We start from the raw sequence: 24,502 nt of genomic DNA, 5'->3' as shown, positions 1-24,502 counted from the left end.
ACGAAGCTAACCCTGGTTTAGATGGGTTAGAAAGCCTAGTTAAAGAGAAATTGACGGAACGTTTTACAGCATAATTAACTTGTTGGGAGTACGAGAGGTGTTAACCACCTCTTTTTTTATGACCAAAAAATATAGAGGGGGTCTTACTCTTGATTAATTCAAAGGAGATGAGAAGATGGGAAGTGTTAATTTGTCCTATTTAGAAGCAGCGCATTTTTATTTATTTGGGAACGTAAAATTTCTACATTTACTCTTACTATTAATGGCACTTGATATTGTAACAGGGATTTTTAAAGCGTTGAAGAACGGGAACTTATGGTCCAGAAAATCGTTGTTTGGATACGCTAGAAAGCTGCTTATTTTAGTCGTGATTATCTTGGCCAATGTTGTTGATCAGATTTTAGGTTTAAATGGTGCAGTCACTTATGCGACTGTGCTTTTTTATATTGCGAACGAAGGATTGAGTATTATTGAGAATTTAGCAGCTGTAGGTGTCATCGCACCTCCTGGATTAGCTGATAAATTGAACAGCATTAATGAAGATAACAAAAGTGTAACTCAAGAAATGAAAGAAGAATTCTCAGATAAGGAGCGTGACATTAATGGTTAAGTTATATTTAGATCCCGGTCATGGTGGAAGCGACCCCGGCGCTATTGGTAACGGCTTAAAAGAGAAAAACTTAACGTTGGCCATCTCACTAAAAATAAGAGATTTACTTAAACAATACGATGGTGTGCAGGTTCGATTATCACGTACTACTGATAAGTCATTAACCTTAAAACAACGTACAGATGATGCGAATGCATGGGGGGCTGATTATTTACTATCGATTCATATTAATGCGTTCAATGGTAGTGCGAGAGGTTATGAGGATTATATTTATAGTGGACTTTCTGATTCTTCACAAACCGCTCAATACCGCAACGTTATGCATGAAGAAATAACAAAGGCAATTAACCTGCCAAACCGAGGCAGGAAGAAAGCTAACTTTCACATGCTTCGTGAATCTAGAATGTCGGCGATGTTATCCGAAAATGGCTTTATTGACAACGCTCAAGATGCAGCACTATTAAAACAAGACTCATTTCTTGATTCAATCGCAGAGGGTCATGTGAATGGGTTAGTTCGTATTTTTAGTTTGAAAAAGACGATTAATGGAAGTTCAGAGAAAACAAAACCTTCTAGGACAGCATTTAAGAATAAATTAGTTATTGATGGTAAGTGGGGAGAAAAAACCACTAGAGCACTGCAAGAATACCTAGGTACCGTTGTTGATGGCAAAATAAGTGATCAGGTACGTAATCCTATAACCAATGCATTTTATGGTAATACTATTGTTTTTGGTAGTGGTAAAAAAGGAAGCTTAGTCATTAAAGCTTTACAACAATTAATAGGTGCTAAAGTTGATGGATTATTAGGACCAGAAACCATCGGTAAATTACAAAAGTATTTAGGTACAACTCATGATAAAGTGTTAAGTCGTCCATCAGAAGTGGTTAAAGAGCTCCAACGTCGATTGAATAAAGGTAATTTGTAAGCATAAAAAGACGATTCAATAAAATAATAATAGCGTGGACTGATCACAAACATGTCCCGACTCTAAAGCCCCTCGAAATTGAGGGGCTAATTTTTTTTGCATTTTTGAAGGATTTAACAAATTATTATAGAATCCGATATAGTAAGTAAAGGGGGATTTTTATGGGCATTTATTGGGAATACATAGACAAAAAGATGAGTTTTGATGATATCACCAAAGAGAGAAAAAGAATGCTGGAAAAAATATCATCAATAAGAGGAAGAGATATCATAGTTTATACAGCAGATTTCAGTAAAGGTAGAGCGCCAATCTCACTTTCGTATGATGATTTAGTACCTTTTTATGATCAGTTGTCTAATTTAAACAATAATAAGGTAGATATTATATTAGAAACTCCGGGTGGATCAGGAGAAGTTGCAGAAGACATAGTGAAAACATTAAGGAATAAATTTGAAGATATTGCCGTCATTATTCCGGGATGGGCAAAAAGTGCTGGAACAATAATTTCTATGGCTTGTGATGATATATTAATGGATAGTACTTCTGCATTAGGTCCCATAGATGCACAAATTTCATGGCAAGGAAAAACTTTCTCTGCAGATGCATTAATTAAAGGTTTTGAGAAAATAAAAAGTGAAGTGGATGAAAAACAACGTCTTAATCAAGCTTACATCCCAATATTACAGGGAATTTCACCTGGCGAATTGGAAAGTGCGCAAAACTCATTAGACTTTGCTATAGATTTAGTGACAGATTGGTTAGTAACATATAAATTTAAGGATTGGAATATACATTCAAAAACAGGGGAAGAAGTTAGAGATGAAGAAAAAATAGCAAGGGCACAAGAAATAGCGGCTGAATTGTGTAATAATGAAAAATGGAAAACGCATGGTAGGTCGTTAAGGATTAATGACTTAGAGGAGCTTAAATTAAAAATCACTAATTATGAAGAGCAAGAGGAATTAAATGATGCTATTAAAAGGTATAACGCTCTTATGAGAATGACTTTTGATTCCAATATTTATAAAATGATTGAAACAATTAATTCTCAAATATATAGATTTTTTAATGAAAACATCAATTCTGCTCCTATTCCGCAAAAAAATGATTCGCACGAACATATATTCGTGGATTTGAAGTGTAAATGTGGATACACGAATAAAATTCAAGTAAATTTTAAATCTAAACAACAACCCGAAAAAGGGTATAAATTAATCAATGATGATGGTACAGTTGAATGTGAAAATTGTTCAAATCAAATGGATGTTACAAGAATGATAAGAGAAATTGAGAGTCAAACAAAGAAGAAAGTGATATTATAATATATAGGAGGTTGTGTAAATGGGTGATAACAAAGTTTTCGAAGAATTGAAGAGGATCCAAAATGAACCAGAATACAAATTTAAAATCAAAGATACTATGAGCGTTTCAGAAGAGATTAAAGAATTACAACGTTTATCAGAGGAAATGAAAGAAACTCAATATTTTGTAACAACTTCAACCTAAGCCCTATTTAGGGCTTTTTTATTTAAGAATGTATACTCGCACCTCCCCAGATAGCCTTTTACATATTTCATCACACTCTTTTTTGCTGGGAGTATCAAGATAAGCGTTATAACATATTTCAGACATCGCTTCGCCAAAATAGACCCAATCCTCATAATACCAATAATACTCCCATTTTTCCTAATCTACTAAATGACCTTCAAAAATGTATTCCATTATTAAATCCCCTCCTAACTCTAGAATCGAGTAAAAGGGGAATTTGGTGTTAATTACGCGAAGGATATATTAACTTGTTTGTAATATGATAATAAGCTGCATAAAATTTGTTTTCAATGTAGTCCATACCAGGCAAACCTTTTTCTAGCTCTCTTTCTGAATACCCCAAAACGGCTCTTAACAGTAAATCAATAGCTAGATCTTTTTCTCGGTCAGTTAAATTATAAATTTGATAATAGGGCCTATCTTGATCTAGGATTTCTCTGCACATTTTCGCAATTTCCCTATGCTTATCTTGATCCTTTTTCATTTTGCCACCTCCTAAAACATGTATATTAGGAAAAGCGACAAAATATGAGTTAATTTTCTTCTATATTTTTCACAACCTTTTCCAAATCCTTAACAGCTTGCTCTTTAGAATACTGGCTATCATATTTCAGCTGACAAGCTACCTCTAATATCTGAGTGATTAAAGCGTATTTATCATGTTTTTGTTGTAGTTCCATAATTTTCCCTCCTATTAACACTTAACTCTCTTTAGATACTAATAAAATAGAAATTTATTTGGAAGTCAAGATATATTGTAGAAATATTTAGAAATATGTATAATGTTGGTAGTAGTTATAGAGGGGGAGTTAATTTGAGAAAGGGTTTACTCAGTATAACAATACTATTTATTGTTGTAATTGTTGGTTGTTCTGGTGATGATGAGTTAAATTCTCAAGCAGAAGCAGAAGCTGAAGATGATAAGAAAATGGATCAAGAATTAGAAAAGTATAATGAGAAAAGTTATTTTTGGGATTATCATTTTGATGTTGACATTTCTCACAATTTCGAAGGGTTAAATATTGAATTTCAGAACATTAGGTTATCGACAGAAGATGATTCTAATTACATCGGGTTAAAAGTGGACTTCAAAAATCTCTCACATGACAAATTCAAGGTGTATCCTGGACAAATGGAAATTAAGTTAGACAACGGAGAAGAAATATCCTACCAAGATTCAGTTGCTACTTTCGAAAAAGGTGATGATGAAATTTCAGAGAAGGGAAATACTTATGAGGGGTTTTATGTTTTTGAAATGCTTACTCCAGTTCGAGATATAGAAGAAATTGAAGTAAGTTGGTCAAATTTTAAAATGGGGTATGATGATGAAGTGGATGACCATTTTGAATTTAAAAGTAATTTGACGGTAAATTATTGAAAAGAGAGTTGCATATCTTTTCTATTAAAGTGGTAAATGGTATAAGTTGATATAGCTTTTCACATGATTTAAATTGATAACAAGTATGCTAACGATATTAGTAAAGATGGCGTTTCAAACAAATATAAAAATTGCACATTGGTTGATTTAGCGGTAATTCTAGCAAACGAAATCAACCAATGCACGTATATATCATTGAAATGGAAGGTTCAATTGGTTAATAACGATAATAACCCTTGGTATAACTCAGTTTATACCAGGGTTATTTTTTTGATTTTGATTAAAGGAAACTACTTATTAATCATAGAAGATATAAATCAAGGACTATAAAAGGAGGGCGTGAAACATGGGTGTTAAATTTCCTATCGGTGAATTAGAAGTGCCAGATAACGTTACGTTAGATCACGTTCAAAAGTGGCTATCTGAAATTAAGACTTACACAGATCGATTAAGGGAAACGGTTGACTCATTAAGTGAAGAGGATTTAGACAAAACGTATCGCGAAGGCAGTTATACAGTACGTGAACTTGTTCATCACATTGCAGATTCACAGTTAAACATGTATCAACGCTTGAAGCTAGCCCTAACAGACGATAATCCAACAGTTCCAGCTTTTGACCAAGACAAATGGGCAACTCAACCCGACACCAAACTTCCGGTTGAAAGCTCCATTAAAATGTTAGAAGGCATCAATGAACGGATTGTATCGTTAGGATCTAGTTTGAAAGAAGAACAATTAGACAGAGCGTTCACTCACGAGGTAAATGGTGAAATAACGGTTGCAACAAAGCTAGCTAAGTTAGCTTGGCACGAAGAGCACCATTTAGAACATATCAAAATAGCATTATCGAAGTAGTGAAATGGCTTATTGACCTCAATAAGCCATTTTTTTGAGCAAAAGGGTCGATAAATTTAAATTAGGGGTCGATAAAACCGCATTTTTTACCTCGTCGACAAATTTCGAGGCCGATATATCTAGAAATAGGGTCGATAAATCTCAAATAGGGGTCGATAAAACAGAAGAAATTATCACTCGCACCAGCAACCTATTTAAATTGACCAAAATATGCTAATCTAATATTAAAGAGAGGGATTGCATATGTTGTTAATAATCATGCTTATAATAGGTTTAGCAAGTGCATTTATGGGAAGCTTAGTCGGACTAGGCGGTGGCCTCATATTCGTACCAGCACTATTGTTTCTTTCCAAATTCTCTGATTCATTTAGTTGGGTCACACCACAAAACGTTGTGGCAATGTCCTTGTTAATCATGATTTTTACAGGATTATCTTCAACTCTTACATATTTTAAAAGTAAACGGGTAGACATTTACAGTGGGCTTGTATTTTTAACGGGCAGTATTCCAGGCGCGCTAGTAGGTGTCTGGTTAAATAGTTATGTGGAAATAGAAGTCTTTGAACTATATTTCGGTATTTTAATGCTCATATTAGCGAGTTTATTTTTTGTAAAGGATTATTTGCTTCAGTTTGCTAAAAAACGCTATGTTCAAGATAGAAAGTTATACATTCATAGAGAATTTGAGCTATCAGGTGAGACGGTACAATACTCTTATTCCATCATCTTCGGCGTCATCATTTCTTTTTTTGTTGGAATGATCTCAGGGCTTTTCGGAATTGGTGGAGGCTCGTTAATGGTCACGTCGATGATCTTATTCTTTAGCTTTCCAGCTCATATTGCAGCACCAACTTCGATGTTTATGATTTTTATTTCAAGTATTGTGTCATCCAGTGCGCATGTTATTGCCGGAAATGTGATATGGGAATATGCATTATTAGCAGTACCGGGTGCTTGGCTTGGTGGTGTATTAGGAGCAAAGTTAAATCAAAAGTTAAACAGTCGAGTGCTGGAATGGATATTGCGATTATTAATGATTATAATTGGGATACGGTTAATTTTGTAATCGATGACGAAGGAGATGAAGTATGAGAGAAACGCTACATTTTTATTTCACTAGCGATTTACATAGTCATTTTGAAAATTGGCCAAAAATCATGCATGACATAAAAGAAAAAACGTATAAGCATCAATTCGAAAAAGAATTTTATATGCTATTAGACAATGGTGATCATATGGACAGATCGCATCCAATTACCGAAGCAACTTTAGGAAATGGTAATATTCAGCTTCTAAATCAAGCTAATTTTAACGTTGCAACATTAGGCAACAATGAAGGCATCACACTACCTTCCAAACAACTTTATCATTTATATGACGATGCAACGTTCGATGTTGTTTGCGCTAACGTTGAACCGAAATATGAAGCTAAACCGGATTGGTTAAAGCCATATAAAATTTACGAAACACCGTCTGGAATTAAAATTGGTGTAATTGGATTGACGGCCCCTTTTCAAGCATTTTATGAAAAATTAGGCTGGCAGACCTATCCACCATTTGATGTGTTAGATCAATGGTATTCAGACATTCGTGCTCAATCAGACGTATTAGTCGTCCTATCCCATTTGGGGATTAATTCCGATGAAGCAATGGCTGAGCAATATGATATCGATGTTATTATTGGTGGTCACACACATCATTTATTAAGACAAGGACAAATTCATCGCGGTACATTAATAACGGCTGTTGGAAAACATGGTTATTACTACGGAACAGTTACATTAACGTATGATCATGAGAAACGCTCAGTCATTGATCGAGAAGGGTATGCTATTTCTGTAGAAGATGAACAACCAGATCAGGCGACAACGAAGCAATTGAAAGACCTTAACGATCAATCAGACGAGACATTAGGGCGTGTTGTCGCAGAACTTGAACAGCCTTACCCGATTAATTGGTCAGAAGAAACCTCCTTGATGAAACATTTTGTTCAGGCATTAAGAAAGTGGACAAATTCTGACTGCGCCATGCTAAACTCAGGTGTTTTGTTAACTGGGTTTGATGAGGGCCCTGTTACGAGGAAAGACATCCACAGAAGCTGTCCGCACCCGATGAATCCTTGTACGATGGTTTTAACAGGTCAAGAACTGGTTGAAACGGTTAGAATGGTTGAATCAGAGCGTTTTATTCAATTTGAATTAAAAGGGCTAGGTTTTAGGGGAGAAAGAATTGGCAAAATGGTCTATTCCAATGTTGAACTTGATTATCATGAAAATTCACATTATGTCGAAACTGTTTTTGTGAATGGTGAGAAGGTAGATCCTCACGCAACTTATACAATCGCCACCGCTGATACTTTCTCATTCCCTTGGTTATTACCACCTATTTCATCAGTAAAAGAAAAACATTATTACCTTCCAGAGTTTTTACGAGACATCCTGGAGAAGTGCCTATCTACCTTAAAATAAGGGTTTGACAGGCACTTCTTTTTTTTGTCTTCATACGGTATATGAGAAGGAGGAGGATGAGAAATGGTACATGTAGAACCAATTTGGATCGATGATGTTCCTTTTACATTTGTGCATGTTGAATTACCTAAAACCGATTTATTAGTGATTTCAAATGATATAGGTTATATCATGTGTGGCGCACTTGATGTAGACTTATTAAATGAAAAATTAGCAGGCCGTAAAATCGTTGCCGGGAGAGCAGTTGGTGTCCGTACGAGAGATGAATTATTATACGCACCATTACAAAAAGTTACGAATTACGCCAAAGAAACATACGGCTGGGAAGAGGGCATGAGTGGTAAGGAAGCACTCCTTCGCCTTAAATAGTCATTGAAAAAAATGTCGTAAAAGCTTATCATAGTTAAAAAGATGTCATAATAAGGGGAAAACTATGAAGGCTGTAACGATTGACGCACTAAGACCAGGAGATCAACTCGCAAAACCTATCATTGATGCACATGGTCGCATTTTATTACAAAAGGAAGTTATATTTACTCAAAAATTAATAAATAGACTAAAAGATTTTAACTTTCGGTACGTGTATATTGAGGATTCGTTAGCCGAAGATATTGTTCCACAAAATATTATTGACGAACAGTTACGTGTCGAAGCTATTTCGAAAATTAGACAGACGTTTAAAATATTTGATCAATATAATGATAAAAAACATAAGCAATATATGTTGGAAAGATCCGTTGAAGACGTTCAAAAAACGGTCAATGAAATTATTGATGTTGTGAACAATCATGATGAAATCTTATCGATCATGTCAGATATATTCATGTTCGATGATTACTTATATAACCATTCTGTAAATGTAACTGTTTACACGTTAGTGTTAGCACGAGAACTCAATTTCTCTGAAAGACAAATAGAGGAGATTGGAATTGGTGCCATGCTTCACGATATTGGTAAAATGCATGTTCCAAAGTCTATTATTGATAAACCAGGAAAGCTATCCGATATGGAATTTGAAGTGGTAAAAGAACATACCACTTACGGCTATGAAATATTGAAACGTTTTGAAAATATTCCACAAGCGATTGCGAACTGCGCTTATCAGCACCATGAACGATTGGATGGTAGTGGTTATCCTTTAGGTCTTAAAGAACCTAATATACATGAGTACGCAAAAATCATGGCCGTATCAGATGTGTTTGATGCGGTCACATCCAATCGAGTTTATCGAAATGCATTTCTACCTCATGAAGGATTAGAAATCTTGTATTCTGGTAGTGGTACACAATATTCCAAAGAGTACATAGAATTATTTAGAAAACATATTTCTATTTATCCGAATGGCTCGTATGTTGCCTTAAGTGATGGGCGAAAAGGAATTATTGCAAGTCAAACAAAGGTGCCTGACAGGCCAATTATTCGTATTCTTGAAGAACAAGCTCACGAAATTCAAACCAGTCAAGTCTATGACTTAAATCTAGCCAGTAACCCATCTGTGGTAATTACTGAGTGTAATACGACCCCGTCCTAATTAATACATAACAAAACCCTCTCGAACATAAAATGTTTCGAGGGGGTTTTCTTCATGCGGGTTACTCATCGGCCGAAACCTTTTAAAAAACGTAAACCAAAAACATTTGGTCAAATTCTTATGTTCACATTTGTGAGTTTTGTAATTTCATTAGTTTTATCAATTTATATTATTAATCGCGGTATTGAACCAACTTTAATTGATATTGCTGAAACATTAACAGGTCAGTATGCGCGTGAAGCGATAAATGAAGCGGTCAGCAAGCGAATTGCTGATGACTTGGATGTTGAAAATCTTATTCAAATTGAAACGAACGATGATGGTAATATTGTATCCATGGGATGGAATGCCGTAATGGTGAATCGGGTCTTAAGAAATGCCACTTTTAGGGTTCAAAACTATTTAAAAAGACTGGAAAGAGGAGAACGCCCCATAGGGAACTCCCTTGACTTTGATATAGAAGAAGAGGATGAAGTGATTGAACCTGACGAACCGACGAAAAGTGAAGCACTTGTGAGGATTCCAATCGGTCAAGCTTCTGGTAATGCCTTGCTAGCTAACTTAGGTCCAAAAGTTCCAGTTCACTTTAGTGTTATAGGGGATGTTCAACCCGATTTTATAACTATAATTGAAGAGTATGGAATAAATAATGCATTGGTCCGCCTTGAAATAGAAATAAAGGTTAACGTGCAGATTGTTATTCCTTTTTCTACCAAAACGACAGAAGTAGTAACGACTATTCCAGTTGATACACGAATTATTCAAGGTCTAGTCCCAGATTTCTATAGTAGTGGAGGCAATTCTCCTAGTATTTCCATACCTTATAGTGAATTAGGTGAAGAAAAACAAATTGGTGGTTTACAAAATTAATTAACCTGTGCTATATTAACAAAGTGAAATTTTAAACAACTAGATAAACCTTATCGATCGATGAGGTAGAGGCGCAACTAACAAGAGTAATGTGCATGAGGATGACAACAATGACTGTACATGAAAGGGTTATTTGCCGAAGCACTCCATTTTCGTCAAGAAATGGGTGTTGGTGTATATCTGAATAAGGTATATACTCTCGCGTTGGGCGGGGAGCTACTGATCGAGAAATAACCAGTCTGTGTAAAGTAATGGTAGATTTCTCTATCATTACTTTTTTTATTTGGAATAAACTTGTACTAACTAAAATTTTTTAGGAGGAATGAAAATGGATTTTATCGGCACATGGTATTCATTGATTCCGCCGATTGTGATGATTATACTAGTCCTTTTAACTAGAAAAGTATTATTATCACTTGGTGCTGGAATTATCGTCGGTGCTCTAATGATTGAAAGCTTCAATATTTTAGACACGTTCGCGACGATTTGGGCTTCATTTAGAGATTTATTCTACTTAGGAGGAATGAACTTAATTCCGAATGGATCATTCTCTATAGGTGAATGGGACACTTGGAGTATTCAACTGGGATTGTTCTTATTATTACTAGGAGTATTAATCGCGTTCTTAACTGCGACTGGTGGGGCTAGAGCATTTGGTAATTGGGCCATCCAGAAAATTAAGACAAGAGAAGGTTCACAGTACACAGCTGGTTTATTAGGACTCGGAATTTTTATTGATGACTATTTCAATAGTTTAACAATCGGACAGGTTTCTCGCCCAATCACAGACCGTCAGAAAGTATCAAGAGCTAAGTTAGCTTACTTAATTGACTCTACTTCAGCTCCTGTAACGGTATTATCGCCTATATCTAGTTGGGGTGCTTATATTATCGGGATTATTGGTACCATTATCGCGGATCAAGCGCTTAATGACTACTCAGCTTTTAACGCTTTCATTGGTACAATTGGGTATAACTTTTATGCTATTGCAGCTATCATTCTTGTATTCTTAGTTATTAAAATGAAACTAGATGTCGGCCTTATGAAAGAGCATGAAGTTAGAGCACAGCAGACAGGTGAGTTAATTGATCCACTTCGCTCTGATGTGCCTGGTGACCTGCAAGATGATGTTCCGGAAAATGAACATGGCCGTATTTACCATTTAGTTGTTCCAATTTTAACATTAGTAGCAGTTACAGTATCACTAATGATTTATACAGGTGTGCAAGCATCTGAAGGAGCTGCAACCGTTGTTTCAACATTTGCTAACACTAATGTTAACTTCTCATTAGTAATGGGTGGTTTATCTGCTGTTATTGTTGCAATCTTGTTCTTCTTTGTTCAGCCTGGTACAAAATCAAACTTCTTTAGAGTTGTTTTAGAAGGAATTAAAGCAATGCTACCTGCAGTTTACATTCTGGTATTAGCATGGATGATTGTTGGGATCATCGATGGTATCGGAACAGGTGAATTTATTGCTGAGAAAGTTCAAGAAGCAGACCTTAACGTTGCATTCTTACCATTAATTATTTTCGTTGTAGCGGGCTTAATGGCGTTTGCAACTGGAACATCATGGGGAACATTTGGTGTTATGCTTCCGATTGCTGGTCAAATCGCAGCAACAACGGACCCGAGCTACTTCGTTCCAGCACTTGCTGCTGTATTAGCAGGTTCTGTGTTTGGTGACCACTGTTCACCAATTTCAGATACCTCAGTACTATCATCGACAGGTGCAGGTTCAAACCACATCGACCACGTCTTAACACAGATTCCATATGCAATATTAGCAGCCGTTGCATCTATTTTTGGTTATCTCATGTTTGCATTTACAAATTCTATGATTCTAGGTTTATTAGTGACTATTGGTACTTTAGTCTTAATGACTTACGTGATTTATAGAAAGATTTCTACAAACTAATATAAATTGGAAAGCGTAATGACAATTCGTCATTGCGCTTTTCTATTATCTGTCTAGCGCAATTCGTCCAACCACTGGGTGATTTCCCGTCTAAACCTACGATAAGTCAACATCGATTTGCTAAGCTCATCGTGTTTCCTTTATCACAGTTTAGTCGGTCCAATCACTGCGTGGTTAAACGGACGCATGCGCTTTTCTATGTATAAATTTGTTAATTGAAATTTCTGAAAAAAACTTTGACATGCTCTAGGCCATTGGTTACAATACTTTATATACACTTATGGCCTTAATTATCTGAATATATATAAAATTCATTAAAATTAAGACCAGCACATAAACTATTAGAAACTATCTTTGAAAGGGGAGTATTGAGATGGAAAATCGTGCTCAATGGGGTACAAGGCTAGGGTTTATTCTAGCAGCAGTAGGTTCAGCTGTTGGACTAGGTAACATCTGGCGTTTCCCAGCAACAGCATATGAAAGTGGTGGGGGCGCATTCTTCATACCATACCTCATCGCATTATTAACGGCTGGTATTCCACTATTAATCATGGAATTTTCTTTAGGTCATAAGCATCGTGGATCTGCGCCGTTAACATTTACGCGTTTAAACAAGAAAACAGAATGGCTAGGTTGGTGGGCAGTATTCGTATCGTTTGTTATTTCCACTTATTATGCAGCCATTATCGCATGGGCAATTATGTATTCTTATTTTGCAATTGGACAAAAGTGGGGAGCAGACACTGAAACCTTCCTATATGACTTCTTAGGCATTACAGCTGAAGGAGTGGGGCCAGGTAAAACGGGTGTATTCGTCCCTGAAGTCTTAATCCCATTATTAATTGTATGGGCTGTCGTACTATTCGTATTATTTAAAGGTGTTAGAAAAGGGATCGAGATTGCAAACCGTATTTTTATCCCAGCATTAGTAGTTATTTTCTTAATTATTGTTGTACGTGCTGTAACTTTAGAAGGTGCAGGTGCTGGTCTAACGGCATTTTTCACACCTGATTTCTCTCAGATTTTAGAACCTACTGTTTGGGTTGCGGCTTACGGACAAATATTCTTTAGTTTATCCATCGCATTTGCGATTATGATTACGTATTCTAGTTATCTAGATAAGAAATCTGATATTACAGGTAACGCATTTATCGTAGGTTTTGGGAACTCTAGTTTCGAATTATTAGCAGGTATTGGTGTATTCGCGGCGTTAGGTTATTTAGCCGGACAAATGGGTGAACCAGTACAAGAAGTTGTAGCGGGTGGAGTTGGCTTAGCATTCGTAATCTTCCCGTTAATTATTAATGAGTTCCCTGGAATGAATGGTTTATTTGGGTTCTTATTCTTCGCTTCACTTGTATTAGCTGGTATGTCGTCACTAATCTCAATTGTTGAGACATATGTGGCAGGTTTCTCTGAGAAGTTTAATATTTCAAGAAGTAAAGCAGTGTTATTAGGAGGAGGTCTAGCAACTCTTGTATCGTTACTTTTCGCGACACAAGGTGGTCTATTCTTCTTAGATGCAGCAGACTACTTCATTAACCAATTCGGTGTAGCATTTATCGGATTAGTAGAAGTTGTCGTAGTTGTTTGGGTACTACGTAAGCTTGGTAATATTCAAGAACATGCTAATAGTGTTTCTTCAATTAAGCTTGGCGGCTGGTGGAAAGCATCACTTGGTGTCATTACGCCAATCGTCCTTGGTTACATGATGTTTGGTTTATTTAAACAAAACATCCTAGGCCTACATGATACTGATAACGGTAACTATGAAGGCTACTCTGACGCATTCATCCTTTACGGTGGATGGGCAGTTGCAGCAGGAGCATTAATCTTCGGTTTACTATTTACATTGAAAAAGTGGAATCCGGAGCTCTTAGGTCAATCTTCAGACACGTCAAAGGAGGATAAAGCCGTATGACATTAGAAGCGATTGTCGTTATGATCATTGGTATGGTAATTATCTGGGGAGGCTTAGCAGCAAGTATTGTTACAGCTGTTAAACGTTCTAAAAATAATTAAATGATAGTAGAAGTGAGCAGATTGCGATCTGCTCACTTTTTTTGTTTTTAGTGGAGATAAAACTGTTAGGGCATGAGTGTTACGTTCATAAGTGATTGAAATACGTTCATACAGAGAGAAACCCGTTCATAAAAGAGAGAAACTCGTTCATAAAAGAGAGAAACCCGTTCATAAGTGAGAGAAACCCGTTCATAAAAGAGAGAAACTCGTTCATAAAAAAGAGAAACTCGTTCATAAAAGAGAGAAACTCGTTCATAAAAGAGAGAAACTCGTTCATAAAAAAGAGAAACTCGTTCATAATCAATATGCTGCATAGTAAAAAAGTACCGTTTTGAATTGAGAAAGCTATTAGAGACGGGCATGAATTAACAATTCAAGAAAAAATCTTAAAAAAGGTGTTGCATTTTTCTGAATTTACACATAAACTGTTTTATAACAGAACAACAAAATAAAACTTGTATTGTAACAGAAAGGGGTATAATTTATGAAACACATTTGCCAAGAGTGTGGTAAACCTGTTGATGAGAGTGTGGTTCTTTTAGAATGTGAGTATTGTCTTTCGAAGAAGGAAGACTAATTTTTTGTAGATGTTGTTATATAACAATTGTTATTAAAATTATATGTTTTATAACAGTAGGAGGTTTAGATCTTGATAGAAAATGTAAAGCGGATTGAAGTAACAAAGCAAGTCGATCAATTAGAAGAAGTTCTAACTAAAGAAGCTCTGGATTTCTTATACGAACTACACCATCGATTCGATGACACGCGCCAGCATTTATTAAAAGAACGCCAAGTACAGACCGAAGAATTACAAAACGGGAAACAGTTAGATTTTCTGGATGAAACAGAAGATATTCGAATGGGAGATTGGACGGTTGCACCATTACCCGATGATTTACTTGATCGACGAGTAGAGATTACAGGGCCAGTAGATCGGAAAATGATTATTAATGCGCTTAACTCTGGTGCAAAAACGTTCATGGCAGACTTTGAGGATGCTTCGTCCCCAACGTTCGAAAACATGATGAACGGTCAAATCAATCTTAGAGATGCGATTCGGAAGCAGATTGATTTTACGGGTGATAATGGAAAAGAATATAAGTTAAATGAAGATCCAGCAGTTTTAATAGTTAGACCAAGAGGGTGGCACTTAGATGAACAGCATTTAATCGTCGATGAAGAACCAATGTCAGCTAGTTTAGTAGATTTTGGACTATATTTTTTCCATAACGCTAAAGAACTAATTAACCAAGGTACAGGACCATACTTTTATTTACCGAAATTAGAAAATCATCGTGAAGCTCGCTTATGGAATGATGTGTTTGTATTTGCTCAAGATTACTTAGGTATTCCTGAAGGGACGATTAAAGCAACTGTATTAATCGAAACAATTACAGCTGCGTTTGAGATGGATGAAATTTTGTTTGAATTACGTGAACACTCTGCCGGCTTAAATTGTGGACGTTGGGACTATATTTTTAGTTATATTAAAAATTTCCATCATGACCCTAAATATGTTCTTCCAGATCGAGCAACGGTCACGATGGAGACGCCATTTATGAGAGCGTACTCTTTATTAGCGATTAAAACTTGTCATAAGCGTCAAGCTCCTGCGATTGGAGGCATGGCAGCTCAGATTCCAGTAAAAAATGATCCAGAGGCAAACGAAGCAGCCTTCGATAAAGTGCAAAAAGATAAAGAACGCGAAGTTAGGGATGGTCATGATGGTACGTGGGTGGCTCATCCAGGGATGGTCAATTTAGTGATGGATGTTTTCACAAAGTTTATGGACGGAACTAATCAAATTAGTCGTCAACGTGATGATCTTCATATTACGGCGAAAGATTTATTAGAAGTACCTGATGGCAAGATTACGGAACAAGGGTTAACGACCAATATTGTTGTTGGAATTCAGTACATTGCCGCCTGGTTAGGGGGGCGTGGAGCTGTTCCATTAAATAATTTAATGGAAGATGCCGCAACGGCTGAAATCTCACGAGCACAAGTTTGGCAGTGGCTTCAACACGGTGCGCATTTGGATGATGGAAGGAAGATTAACCTCGAATTAGTTGAATCTTTACTTCCGGAAGAATTAAAAAAGAATTACCCAGAAGCTTGTCAGTTGTTTATAGACTTAGTGACATCAGAAGAGTTTGAAGATTTTTTAACGATTCCAGCATACCAATTATTAATTCAAGGGGGAAAAACAAATGAACGTTAATCGAGTAGAACAGTTAAGAAATGATTGGGAGACGAATGAGAGATGGGTAGGAGTTGAGCGTCCATACTCACCTGAAGATGTCGAACGTCTAAAAGGTTCGATTGATATTGATTACACATTAGCGACTCGTGGAGCTGAAAAACTTTGGAAATTACTTCATGAAGAAGATTACGTTCACTCGCTTGGAGCGTTAACAGGGAATCAAGCAGTGCAACAGGTTAAAGCAGGTTTGAAAGCTATTTACTTAAGTGGGTGGCAGGTTGCAGCAGATGCAAACTTATCAGGACATATGTATCCGGATCAAAGCTTGTATCCAGCCAACAGTGTACCGAGTGTGGTGAAACGGATTAATCAAGCTTTGCAACGTGCCGATCAAATACACCATGCGGAGGGTGATGATTCGGTTGATTGGTTTGCGCCAATTGTAGCAGATGCTGAAGCTGGTTTTGGTGGTCAGCTAAACGTTTTCGAGCTTATGAAAGGGATGATTGAAGCTGGCGCATCAGCTGTACACTTTGAGGATCAATTAGCCTCAGAGAAAAAATGTGGTCACATGGGTGGTAAAGTTTTATTGCCGACTCAAACGGCTGTCCGAAATTTAATCTCAGCTCGTTTAGCAGCAGATGTTATGGGAACGCCAACATTAATCATCGCACGTACAGATGCGAATGCAGCTGACTTAATCACAAGTGACATTGATCCTTACGATGAACCGTTTATTACAGGGGAGCGAACGGCAGAAGGGTTTTATCGAACAAAAGCAGGGTTGGATCAAGCTATTGCGCGCGGTTTAGCATATGCACCTCATGCGGATTTAGTCTGGTGTGAAACGGCTGAACCAAACTTAGAGGAAGCACAACGATTCGCAGATGCAATCCATGAAAAATACCCAGGAAAATTATTAGCTTACAACTGCTCACCATCATTTAATTGGAAACGCAAATTATCTGATGCTGAAATAAAAGAGTTCCAAAAAGAGTTAGGTCGGATGGGATACAAATTCCAGTTCGTCACATTAGCTGGTTTCCACGCATTAAACCACAGCATGTTTGAACTGGCTAGTAATTATCGCGATCAAGGTATGGCGGCTTATTCAGAGTTGCAGCAAGCTGAGTTTGCGAGTGAAAAAGATGGCTACACAGCAACACGCCACCAACGCGAAGTCGGTACAGGTTATTTCGATGAAGTATCACAAGTCATCTCAGGAGGCACATCATCAACTGTGGCATTAGCAGGATCAACAGAAGCGGAGCAGTTTTGAACTGCAATGCATGGATGAACGGCCACTTGTGATTTTTTCTGCTATACAAAAACATGATTTGTCTAGTATTGAAAAAATTTTCTAGTAATATCGCGAAATTGTCTAGTAAAACTCAAATATTGTCTAGTAAAATCATCCCTTTCACACAAAAACCGCTGGGTATCGGTACTGCCCTCAAGAGTTAGAGTGAAAAATCTAACTCTTGGGGGTCACCACCATCCAGCGGTTTTGTTTAAAATCTATTACTTGTTAAATTGTTTGGTCGAGAGAAATTGTCGTCGTTTGTTTCTTACCATCACGATAATAAGTCAATTCCACTTCATCACCTAACTCTACTTCATTATAGAGATACACTTTTAAATCCATTAAGTTCTTAATCTCTTGATTATTAATTTTGGTAATGACATCATACTGCTGCAAGCCTGCTTCATCAGCTGGTGAACCACTTTCCACTTGAGCTACGACAATCCCTTCTTTAACATCTTCAGGAACATTAATGTTTTGTGTATAAGGTTGTGGCACCTCATTCATTTTAACAACACTGATTCCAACTAATGGACGTTTGACTTCACCGTGTTCCTCAATATCAGATATAATTTTCTGAGCTTGCTCAATTGGAATTGCAAAGCCCATGCCTTCAACTTGCTGTTGGGCTATTTTCATAGAGTTAATACCAATGACTTCACCTTTGGCATTGACTAATGCGCCACCACTGTTGCCGGGGTTGATGGCTGCATCTGTTTGAATAACATCCGTTACCCAATCTGGCTGTCTGTCACCATTCGTATCGACACTTAATGATCGGTTTTTACCACTAATTATGCCTTTTGTAACAGAATTAGAAAACTCTAATCCTAGTGGGTTACCAATGGCAACAACAGTGTCACCAACCATGGAATCTTCTGAACTACCTAATTTGGCCACTGTATCGATGTGTTTCCCATCAATCTTTAATACAGCCAAATCTGTTAATGGGTCTTCACCAATCACTTCAGCCTCTACACGCTCTTCTTGATTAAGTGCGACTTCAACACTTTTCGCACCATCGATGACGTGTTGGTTCGTTACAACATAGGCTGAGTCTCCGTCTTTTTTATAAACTATTCCTGAACCAGTTCCTGCATCTGAACCTTGGTCAAACACATTTTGCCTTTGAATGTTGACAACCCCTACAATAGATTTAGAAAGTTCATTGAGATCTGCAGATAAGGAGGCATCATCAAAAATTTGATCTGAAATTTCCGCAGCCTCCTGGGTAGGTGTTGGCTCTTCATTGGATGCACTTGTTAATATATTACTAGATAGTAGGAAAGCTATTAAAACCGTAGCAACGAGACCACCTAAGATGCCGGCTGCTAAGATTTGACCAGTTCCTTTTTTCTGATGAGCAGTTGATTCTTGGTGTTGTGTTTTGAAATCGTTATAGTTTTGTTCCATATTGATCACCTCATCATTTTATTTTCAATTAATATTATGGATCGTTTTTGTGGCAATCATTTAATGAAAATATATAAAAAGTGTGTAATTTAACAGGTGATTTCTCAATTTATATAAAATAGTTGTAACATAGGGTATAGAAGTAATGGAGGTGCGTAATATGAAGCGAATTGCAATTGTAGAAGATGATCCGCATATTCAGCAAATCGTATCTGCTTATTTAAAGAAATCAAATTTTGATACAATCGTGTTTGATACAGCAGAAGATGCAATGAGTCTACATACGTCACAACCACCAGATATGTGGATATTAGATATTATGTTGCCAGGGATGGATGGGTATGATTTTTGTAAAAAGATCAGAGAAGACAGTGATGTACCGATTATCATCATTTCTGCAAAAGATGAAGATATAGATAAAATCTTAGGATTAGAATTAGGCTCAGATGATTACTTAACAAAGCCTTTCAGCCCAGGTGAATTAGTTGCAAGAGTTAAAAGATTATTTAAACGCGTCGATCGTCCAAGTACTCCAAAACCTAATAATGCCATTCAAGTTGGTCCATTAAAACTAGACAAACGTGAGCGACGTGTGTTTTGGGATGATGAGGAAGTAGAGTTGACGGCAAAAGAGTTTGATATGTTAACGCTTTTCGCTGAATACCCTAATCGTGCCTATTCGCGCGAAGAGTTGTTATTACACGTATGGGGCGATGATTACTTTGGAAGTGATCGTGCCGTTGATGATTTAGTAAAACGCCTTCGTAAAAAAATGCCTGACATTCCACTTGAGACCGTGTGGGGGTATGGCTACCGTTTAAAAATGGATGAGGGATCTTAAATGAGGTTACGTACACAGCTAAATTTAGCTTTTACTACACTCTTGGTCGTTATTTTAACAGTAACAGGCTTTGTTACCTATTCACTAATTATGGACATGTTAATCGATAAAGAAGAAACGCAGCTAAAGCAAAAAGGTGAAATCTTAATCGATATATTAAATCGAGAGTATGGGTCAATTCGTTCTGTTAACGAATTCCAAGAGTTTTTACAATCACAAGATGGTGAGTTGATTTTATATAACAGAACAGAGGAAACGGTTCTGTTTTCAACTATGTCTGTTGATAATACCCGTCAGTTCTATGAAAAAGGTTATTTTAACAATTATTCCGATGAACTATGGGATGGTACGTCTCAGAAATATGTCACGGCTCGTATTGTAAGGCAACCGAATAATAGTGGAACGGAATTAATATTATTAACACCTATACGGGATTTACAAGCTGTTCAAAGTAGTTTTTTTAACAGGCTATTAATTGTGTTCTTAATAGGAGGTGCTCTTGCAATATTACTAAGTTACTTCTTAACGAATCGCTTAGTTAAACCATTAACGATGTTAAAGAATGAGTTGAAGAAAGTTGAGAAGAGACGTTTTGATGATTTAGAACGTGTTAATGCTACAGGTGAGATAAAAGAAGTTGAACAGAGTTTATTTGATATGGCTAATGAGTTAAAAAATTACATGCAATCACAGCAAGTCTTTTTCCAAAATGCAAGTCATGAACTGAAGACACCTCTGATGACGATCCAAGGGTATGCTGAAGGAATTAAAGAGGGCGTGTTTGAAGGCAAAGAGCGTGATCAAGGTCTTGAAACGATGGTTGAAGAAATTAATCGGTTAAAGAAAATCATTAACGAAATTATTTGGCTTGCTAAGCTTGAAAGCGAAGAACTACCTTATGAACGAGAATGGATCGAATCAAAAACATTATTGAATGAGGTTCATAATCGAATGTTGCCATTAGCTGAAAAAGAAGGTATTCACTTTGGTGTGAAGCAAGTCAAGGAATTTAGATTGTATGTGGATCATGAAAAGTTTTTACAAGCTGTGCTGAATATAGCTGTAAATGCAATTAGGCATGCAGATTCGAAAGTGGAGGTTAGTTTTAAAGATAGTCAAATCGTGATAGAAGATGATGGTAATGGAATTCCAAAAGATTTAATCCCATATATTTTTAATCGATTTGTGAAAGGAAAAGGTGGGGAGACAGGCTTAGGCCTTGCTATTGCTCGCACAATCATTGAGCAATCACAAGGCTCGATAAAAGTTGAACAGTCATCATTAGGAGGAGCAAGGTTTGTAATTGAATTGGTTGGGACTAAAAATTAAACTTGCCGATAAAATCGGAAAACCTGCCGAAAAATTTTAAAAAGTTGACGATAAATCTAGAAAACCTGCCGATAAATCATAAAAACTTGACGATAAAATCCAAAAACTTACCGATAAATCCAGAAAACTTGCCGATAAAACATTAAACGCCTTCTTCTTTATAGTAGTTTTCAACAATCGTAAAAATAGATACTAACTCATATAACACGATGATTTCTGCTGGGAAGGCGGTTGGGTATTCTTGCTTGCCATCACGGATTTTGTCACTGTCCTCCCAATAAAGTTCCATCAGATCTTTTAGTTTCTGGTGATGTTGTTCTAAATCGAATTGGGTATGCGTCTTCATGGCGTAAGCAAGTTCATGGACTGATTCTAAAATCTTGCTTCTTTCTTTATCGCTCAATTGCAGTTCTGTCAGTGGGGTGTTAAGTATGTTGTCCATATGATAAATCATGATTTTTACGCGCACGAGTTGGCGCTGGGCGTGCTGAAATTCTTTTTGTTCATCGACCGTTAGTGGATGATACTTTGATTCGTCTTTCTGAAACTCGATTAAGGATTCAATTTTATGTACTTCTTGGTCAAGTTGATCCAATTCGTGTTGACACTTGGCTTTGTCAACACGATTTAATATGTACTGACAAAACGTCATTTCAACAGCTTCGCCTGTCCGTTGTGTGATCGCTTTTAATTTTGATTGAATATCTTTTGTGTAATCAGGTGGTAAGACGAAGAGGTTAACTAATGTTGAGACGATTAACCCTATTGTCGTAGTACCTAATCTAATAAAGAATGATAAAAAAACATTAGTATGAATGACATCAATCATTGCCACCGCAGTCAGCGTTGCCACCAAGAGACCTGCGTATAATTTCAAGCGGTAAGTCGTAATAATTGTGAAAACAGCTGCTAGAGCGTAAGTGATTGGTGCATGACCAAATAAGGTAATAAATAAAACAGCATAAAAAGAACCGATCGCTGATGCTGGAAAACGAACGATTCCTTTTTTAATGGACTGTGACACAGTTGGTTCGATGGTAACAATCGCTGTAATAACAGCAAAAACAGGGGGCCAACCTATCATGTCACAAATCCATGCGGTTATAAAAATGGCGACCCCTGTTTTGATGACTCGACTTCCTGCAATTTTTTTCAAGGTTTTCCACTCCAAAAATTCTTCTCTCCTTATATTTTTTCAAGAATGAAGCGGAAAATCAAGTTACTGATTTCGTTCCCAACGTCTTAAATAAGGGTATGGGTCATAAGCCCACTCATGTTTACCATTATCTTTATACATACCGTAATGCAAGTGTGGTGGGAATTTACCTGATGTTCCTTCTGGTCCATAACCAGAAGCTCCAACATATCCAATGACTTCACCAGGTTCAACGATATTACCTTCTTCAATGCCTTCAGCAAAAGCGTTTAAATGTGCGTAGTAGTGATAAATATTGTACATGTCACGAATGCCAATCCGCCAACCACCAAAACGGTTCCATCCTTTAATCTCAACGACACCATATGACGCGCTTCGGACTGGAGTTCCATATCCTGCAAAAATATCAGTTCCTTCATGAATACGACGTCCTCCATAACCACGAGTGTCGCCCCAAGTGGATCGGTAACTGTAGTTATTCCATTTCGGTATTGGAAATGCGCGCTTACTTAAATCAATTGTATTAAAATGCCTAAACATCTGGGCTATTTCTGTAATGATTTTAGTGGCTTTTTCTCGTTCGTAATAAGTAGTAATCGCCGATTCCAAGTCGTGATTTTCGGCAATACTTTGCTGTATTTCCATAGCAAGCGTAAATAATACATCTTCATCATTTGTCGGATCTGCAATGCCATCACCATTCCCATCTTTTCCTATTCCATTAAATAAATTGAGAGTCGATTCGTTTTCTTTATGATTAGAATGTGGAGGTAGAATGCCGTACCACTTTTCTAAAGGAATTTGAATTCCTGTTATTCGGTCTTCATCATTTGTCTTCTTAATGTTACGTTCATACTGATCCATCGCTGCTATATAGTACCAAGGAACCTGAGTTAGTGCTTCAGTCTTTTGATATAAAGCTTTTCTCAGAGTTGCCTCATCCAGCTCTTCATTTTCTTCCGCCGAGATATTGTGAGTTTGTAAGACAACCATAATAGTTAGTAAGATGATTACTGTCATTCGCCTATGTAGACGTCTCATGTTAAAATCTCCTTTAGATAAATCTACTTGGTTGTTATACTGTTCATTTATTTGAAAAAAATGTACTCTTTAAAATAGGAAAATATGGTACACTATTTGTAGCAGAGGTGATAGTAGTGGAATTTCTAGGACAACGTTATGAATTAATTATTGATCATAAAGAAGGTTTTCAAGAAGAAGCCATTAATGAGCGTTTCAGTGATATATTAACGAAATATGACTTCATAGTTGGGGATTGGGGATTTGGACAACTCCGATTAAAAGGGTTTTACGATGACCAAAATCAAAAAGCAACTTTTGATACTAAAATCTCTACTTTAGAAGATTACTTATACGAGTATTGCAACTTTGGTTGCGCCTACTTTGTACTTAAAAAAATTGATTTATAAAAAGAATGACCTCGAAATTTGAGGTCATTCTTTTTCATCACGCGTAATGCCTTCATCATTTGGATAATCCTGTGGAACATGAGCTCCTGGGTATTGTCTTGGAAGATCTGCATGAAGTTCTTTATTCTCATATCCAAACGCAGTATGGTGTCGTTTGGATTCTTTATTTGGGTAAGGTTTTAGTGGTCGATCCTTATTGATTGGATTACCGTAATTCCCATCAGGAAACTCTTCAGGCACTTGATAATTGTCTTGTACCTCAACAGGTGTAAAATCATCTTGCTGGTCTTTAATTCTTCGACTTTTTCGCATAAAAACGCCTCCTGTACCAATAGTTTGCACAGGAGGCTTAATCTTATTCGATAACATGTTTTAAGAAATCATAAATTTCATCTGCTTCGTATTCATTTACATTAAATGCATGGGCTAAATATTCACTGTTCTCTATTTTATCCTTATGTATTTTTGTATACCTTGAACCTTGATCGTCAATGATGACCACTTCACCTTTTTTGTCTAAACTTTCGCTGGTTAACATGATAAGATCGTAACGCCTTGTGTCCGTTTTCGCACAGATATAACGAAGTTGTGCTGATTCATTTTCATCTGAAATAATTTGAAATTCCAATGTTAAGCCTCCTCAACAAGTGTTGACATCATTTTAGCAAATCTTCTTTGTTATGTCATAATATAACTGTA

The 24,502-nt window shown here is 36.7% G+C and carries 26 protein-coding genes and 1 riboswitch; of the genes, 19 read left to right on the top strand and 7 right to left on the bottom strand.

What is annotated here, in order from left to right; translation table 11 throughout:
* Nucleotides 1-175: 175 nt before the first annotated feature.
* The 4 genes from ACTWQB_RS10925 to ACTWQB_RS10910 all read left to right on the top strand — a co-directional run bounded on the left by ACTWQB_RS10925 (nt 176) and on the right by ACTWQB_RS10910 (nt 3,044).
* Complete coding sequence (locus ACTWQB_RS10925; protein ID WP_443139219.1) at nt 176-610, top strand: phage holin family protein; 435 nt, start codon at nt 176-178, stop codon at nt 608-610.
* Entirely contained in the window at nt 603-1,538 is a 936-nt protein-coding gene (locus ACTWQB_RS10920; RefSeq protein WP_443139218.1) for an N-acetylmuramoyl-L-alanine amidase family protein, read from the top strand. Before ACTWQB_RS10925 ends, ACTWQB_RS10920 begins: the two co-directional genes overlap by 8 nt.
* Before the next feature lie 161 nt (nt 1,539-1,699).
* The gene (locus tag ACTWQB_RS10915) at nt 1,700-2,860 is read left to right on the top strand and encodes an SDH family Clp fold serine proteinase (RefSeq protein ID WP_443139217.1); all 1,161 of its coding nucleotides are present in this window, start codon (nt 1,700-1,702) and stop codon (nt 2,858-2,860) included.
* Between the two features lie 19 nt (nt 2,861-2,879).
* Nucleotides 2,880-3,044, top strand: a complete 165-nt coding sequence (locus ACTWQB_RS10910) for a hypothetical protein (RefSeq protein WP_443139216.1) — start codon at nt 2,880-2,882, stop codon at nt 3,042-3,044.
* A gap of 265 nt (nt 3,045-3,309) precedes the next feature.
* Here ACTWQB_RS10910 and ACTWQB_RS10905 read toward each other — a convergent pair whose 3' ends face one another.
* On the bottom strand, nt 3,310-3,570 hold the full coding sequence (locus ACTWQB_RS10905) for a hypothetical protein (protein WP_443139215.1): 261 nt from the start codon (nt 3,568-3,570) through the stop codon (nt 3,310-3,312).
* A gap of 49 nt (nt 3,571-3,619) precedes the next feature.
* Nucleotides 3,620-3,766: a hypothetical protein gene (locus tag ACTWQB_RS10900; protein WP_443139214.1), complete on the bottom strand. Its 147-nt coding sequence runs from the start codon at nt 3,764-3,766 to the stop codon at nt 3,620-3,622.
* Between the two features lie 134 nt (nt 3,767-3,900).
* Here ACTWQB_RS10900 and ACTWQB_RS10895 point away from each other — a divergent pair, with 134 nt between their 5' ends.
* The 12 genes from ACTWQB_RS10895 (at nt 3,901) to aceA (ending at nt 17,610) form a co-directional block, all read left to right on the top strand.
* Nucleotides 3,901-4,464 carry a hypothetical protein gene (locus ACTWQB_RS10895; RefSeq protein ID WP_443139213.1) on the top strand — a complete coding sequence of 188 codons (564 nt, stop codon included), beginning with the start codon at nt 3,901-3,903 and terminating at the stop codon, nt 4,462-4,464.
* A 346-nt stretch (nt 4,465-4,810) separates the two neighbouring features.
* A complete protein-coding gene (locus tag ACTWQB_RS10890; protein ID WP_443139212.1) occupies nt 4,811-5,320 on the top strand; it encodes a YfiT family bacillithiol transferase in 510 nt (169 codons plus the stop codon).
* 243 nt (nt 5,321-5,563) lie between these two features.
* Nucleotides 5,564-6,385 (top strand): sulfite exporter TauE/SafE family protein, encoded by an 822-nt coding sequence (locus ACTWQB_RS10885; RefSeq protein ID WP_443139211.1) that lies wholly within the window; start codon nt 5,564-5,566, stop codon nt 6,383-6,385.
* 22 nt (nt 6,386-6,407) lie between these two features.
* Nucleotides 6,408-7,787, top strand: a complete 1,380-nt coding sequence (locus ACTWQB_RS10880; RefSeq protein WP_443139210.1) for a bifunctional metallophosphatase/5'-nucleotidase — start codon at nt 6,408-6,410, stop codon at nt 7,785-7,787.
* A gap of 63 nt (nt 7,788-7,850) precedes the next feature.
* Nucleotides 7,851-8,156: a YunC family protein gene (locus ACTWQB_RS10875; protein ID WP_443139209.1), complete on the top strand. Its 306-nt coding sequence runs from the start codon at nt 7,851-7,853 to the stop codon at nt 8,154-8,156.
* A gap of 64 nt (nt 8,157-8,220) precedes the next feature.
* On the top strand, nt 8,221-9,318 hold the full coding sequence (locus ACTWQB_RS10870) for an HD-GYP domain-containing protein (RefSeq protein ID WP_443139208.1): 1,098 nt from the start codon (nt 8,221-8,223) through the stop codon (nt 9,316-9,318).
* Nucleotides 9,319-9,372: 54 nt separating this feature from the next.
* On the top strand, nt 9,373-10,188 hold the full coding sequence (gene yunB / locus ACTWQB_RS10865; RefSeq protein WP_443139207.1) for a sporulation protein YunB: 816 nt from the start codon (nt 9,373-9,375) through the stop codon (nt 10,186-10,188).
* Between the two features lie 58 nt (nt 10,189-10,246).
* A riboswitch (Lysine riboswitch) is annotated at nt 10,247-10,415 on the top strand.
* A gap of 101 nt (nt 10,416-10,516) precedes the next feature.
* Nucleotides 10,517-12,106 (top strand): Na+/H+ antiporter NhaC family protein, encoded by a 1,590-nt coding sequence (locus ACTWQB_RS10860; RefSeq protein ID WP_443139206.1) that lies wholly within the window; start codon nt 10,517-10,519, stop codon nt 12,104-12,106.
* A 373-nt stretch (nt 12,107-12,479) separates the two neighbouring features.
* Nucleotides 12,480-14,027: a sodium-dependent transporter gene (locus ACTWQB_RS10855; RefSeq protein WP_443139205.1), complete on the top strand. Its 1,548-nt coding sequence runs from the start codon at nt 12,480-12,482 to the stop codon at nt 14,025-14,027.
* A complete protein-coding gene (locus ACTWQB_RS10850; protein WP_443139204.1) occupies nt 14,024-14,128 on the top strand; it encodes a methionine/alanine import family NSS transporter small subunit in 105 nt (34 codons plus the stop codon). Before ACTWQB_RS10855 ends, ACTWQB_RS10850 begins: the two co-directional genes overlap by 4 nt.
* A gap of 646 nt (nt 14,129-14,774) precedes the next feature.
* Complete coding sequence (gene aceB / locus ACTWQB_RS10845; protein WP_443139224.1) at nt 14,775-16,349, top strand: malate synthase A; 1,575 nt, start codon at nt 14,775-14,777, stop codon at nt 16,347-16,349.
* Nucleotides 16,339-17,610, top strand: a complete 1,272-nt coding sequence (aceA, locus tag ACTWQB_RS10840) for an isocitrate lyase (RefSeq protein WP_443139203.1) — start codon at nt 16,339-16,341, stop codon at nt 17,608-17,610. The genes aceB and aceA overlap by 11 nt, the downstream gene beginning before the upstream one ends.
* Before the next feature lie 249 nt (nt 17,611-17,859).
* Here the strand turns inward: aceA and ACTWQB_RS10835 are convergent, their stop codons facing one another.
* Complete coding sequence (locus ACTWQB_RS10835) at nt 17,860-19,047, bottom strand: S1C family serine protease (protein ID WP_443139202.1); 1,188 nt, start codon at nt 19,045-19,047, stop codon at nt 17,860-17,862.
* Between the two features lie 160 nt (nt 19,048-19,207).
* Here ACTWQB_RS10835 and ACTWQB_RS10830 point away from each other — a divergent pair, with 160 nt between their 5' ends.
* Together ACTWQB_RS10830 and ACTWQB_RS10825 are read left to right on the top strand one after the other, a co-directional pair.
* On the top strand, nt 19,208-19,888 hold the full coding sequence (locus tag ACTWQB_RS10830) for a response regulator transcription factor (protein ID WP_443139201.1): 681 nt from the start codon (nt 19,208-19,210) through the stop codon (nt 19,886-19,888).
* Entirely contained in the window at nt 19,889-21,217 is a 1,329-nt protein-coding gene (locus ACTWQB_RS10825; RefSeq protein WP_443139200.1) for a sensor histidine kinase, read from the top strand.
* Nucleotides 21,218-21,359: 142 nt separating this feature from the next.
* On the opposite strand, the gene ACTWQB_RS10820 is transcribed toward ACTWQB_RS10825, so the two are convergent.
* Nucleotides 21,360-22,373: an aromatic acid exporter family protein gene (locus tag ACTWQB_RS10820; protein ID WP_443139199.1), complete on the bottom strand. Its 1,014-nt coding sequence runs from the start codon at nt 22,371-22,373 to the stop codon at nt 21,360-21,362.
* A 63-nt stretch (nt 22,374-22,436) separates the two neighbouring features.
* Nucleotides 22,437-23,393 carry a M23 family metallopeptidase gene (locus ACTWQB_RS10815; RefSeq protein WP_443139223.1) on the bottom strand — a complete coding sequence of 319 codons (957 nt, stop codon included), beginning with the start codon at nt 23,391-23,393 and terminating at the stop codon, nt 22,437-22,439.
* A gap of 137 nt (nt 23,394-23,530) precedes the next feature.
* On the opposite strand from ACTWQB_RS10815, the gene ACTWQB_RS10810 reads away from it, so the two are divergent.
* Nucleotides 23,531-23,803, top strand: coding sequence for a YutD family protein (locus ACTWQB_RS10810; protein WP_443139198.1), 273 nt, complete (start codon nt 23,531-23,533; stop codon nt 23,801-23,803).
* Nucleotides 23,804-23,827: 24 nt separating this feature from the next.
* Here the strand turns inward: ACTWQB_RS10810 and ACTWQB_RS10805 are convergent, their stop codons facing one another.
* Both ACTWQB_RS10805 and ACTWQB_RS10800 read right to left on the bottom strand, forming a co-directional pair.
* On the bottom strand, nt 23,828-24,115 hold the full coding sequence (locus tag ACTWQB_RS10805; RefSeq protein WP_443139197.1) for a cytosolic protein: 288 nt from the start codon (nt 24,113-24,115) through the stop codon (nt 23,828-23,830).
* A 43-nt stretch (nt 24,116-24,158) separates the two neighbouring features.
* Nucleotides 24,159-24,431 carry an SAV0927 family protein gene (locus ACTWQB_RS10800; protein ID WP_443139196.1) on the bottom strand — a complete coding sequence of 91 codons (273 nt, stop codon included), beginning with the start codon at nt 24,429-24,431 and terminating at the stop codon, nt 24,159-24,161.
* Nucleotides 24,432-24,502: the final 71 nt, after the last annotated feature.

It is taken from the genome of Piscibacillus sp. B03, assembly GCF_052246295.1.
In the GTDB taxonomy this organism is placed as follows: domain Bacteria; phylum Bacillota; class Bacilli; order Bacillales; family Alkalibacillaceae; genus Piscibacillus.
The sequence above is the reverse complement of the archived record's forward strand: the minus strand, read 5'-3'. Positions and strand labels throughout refer to the sequence as shown.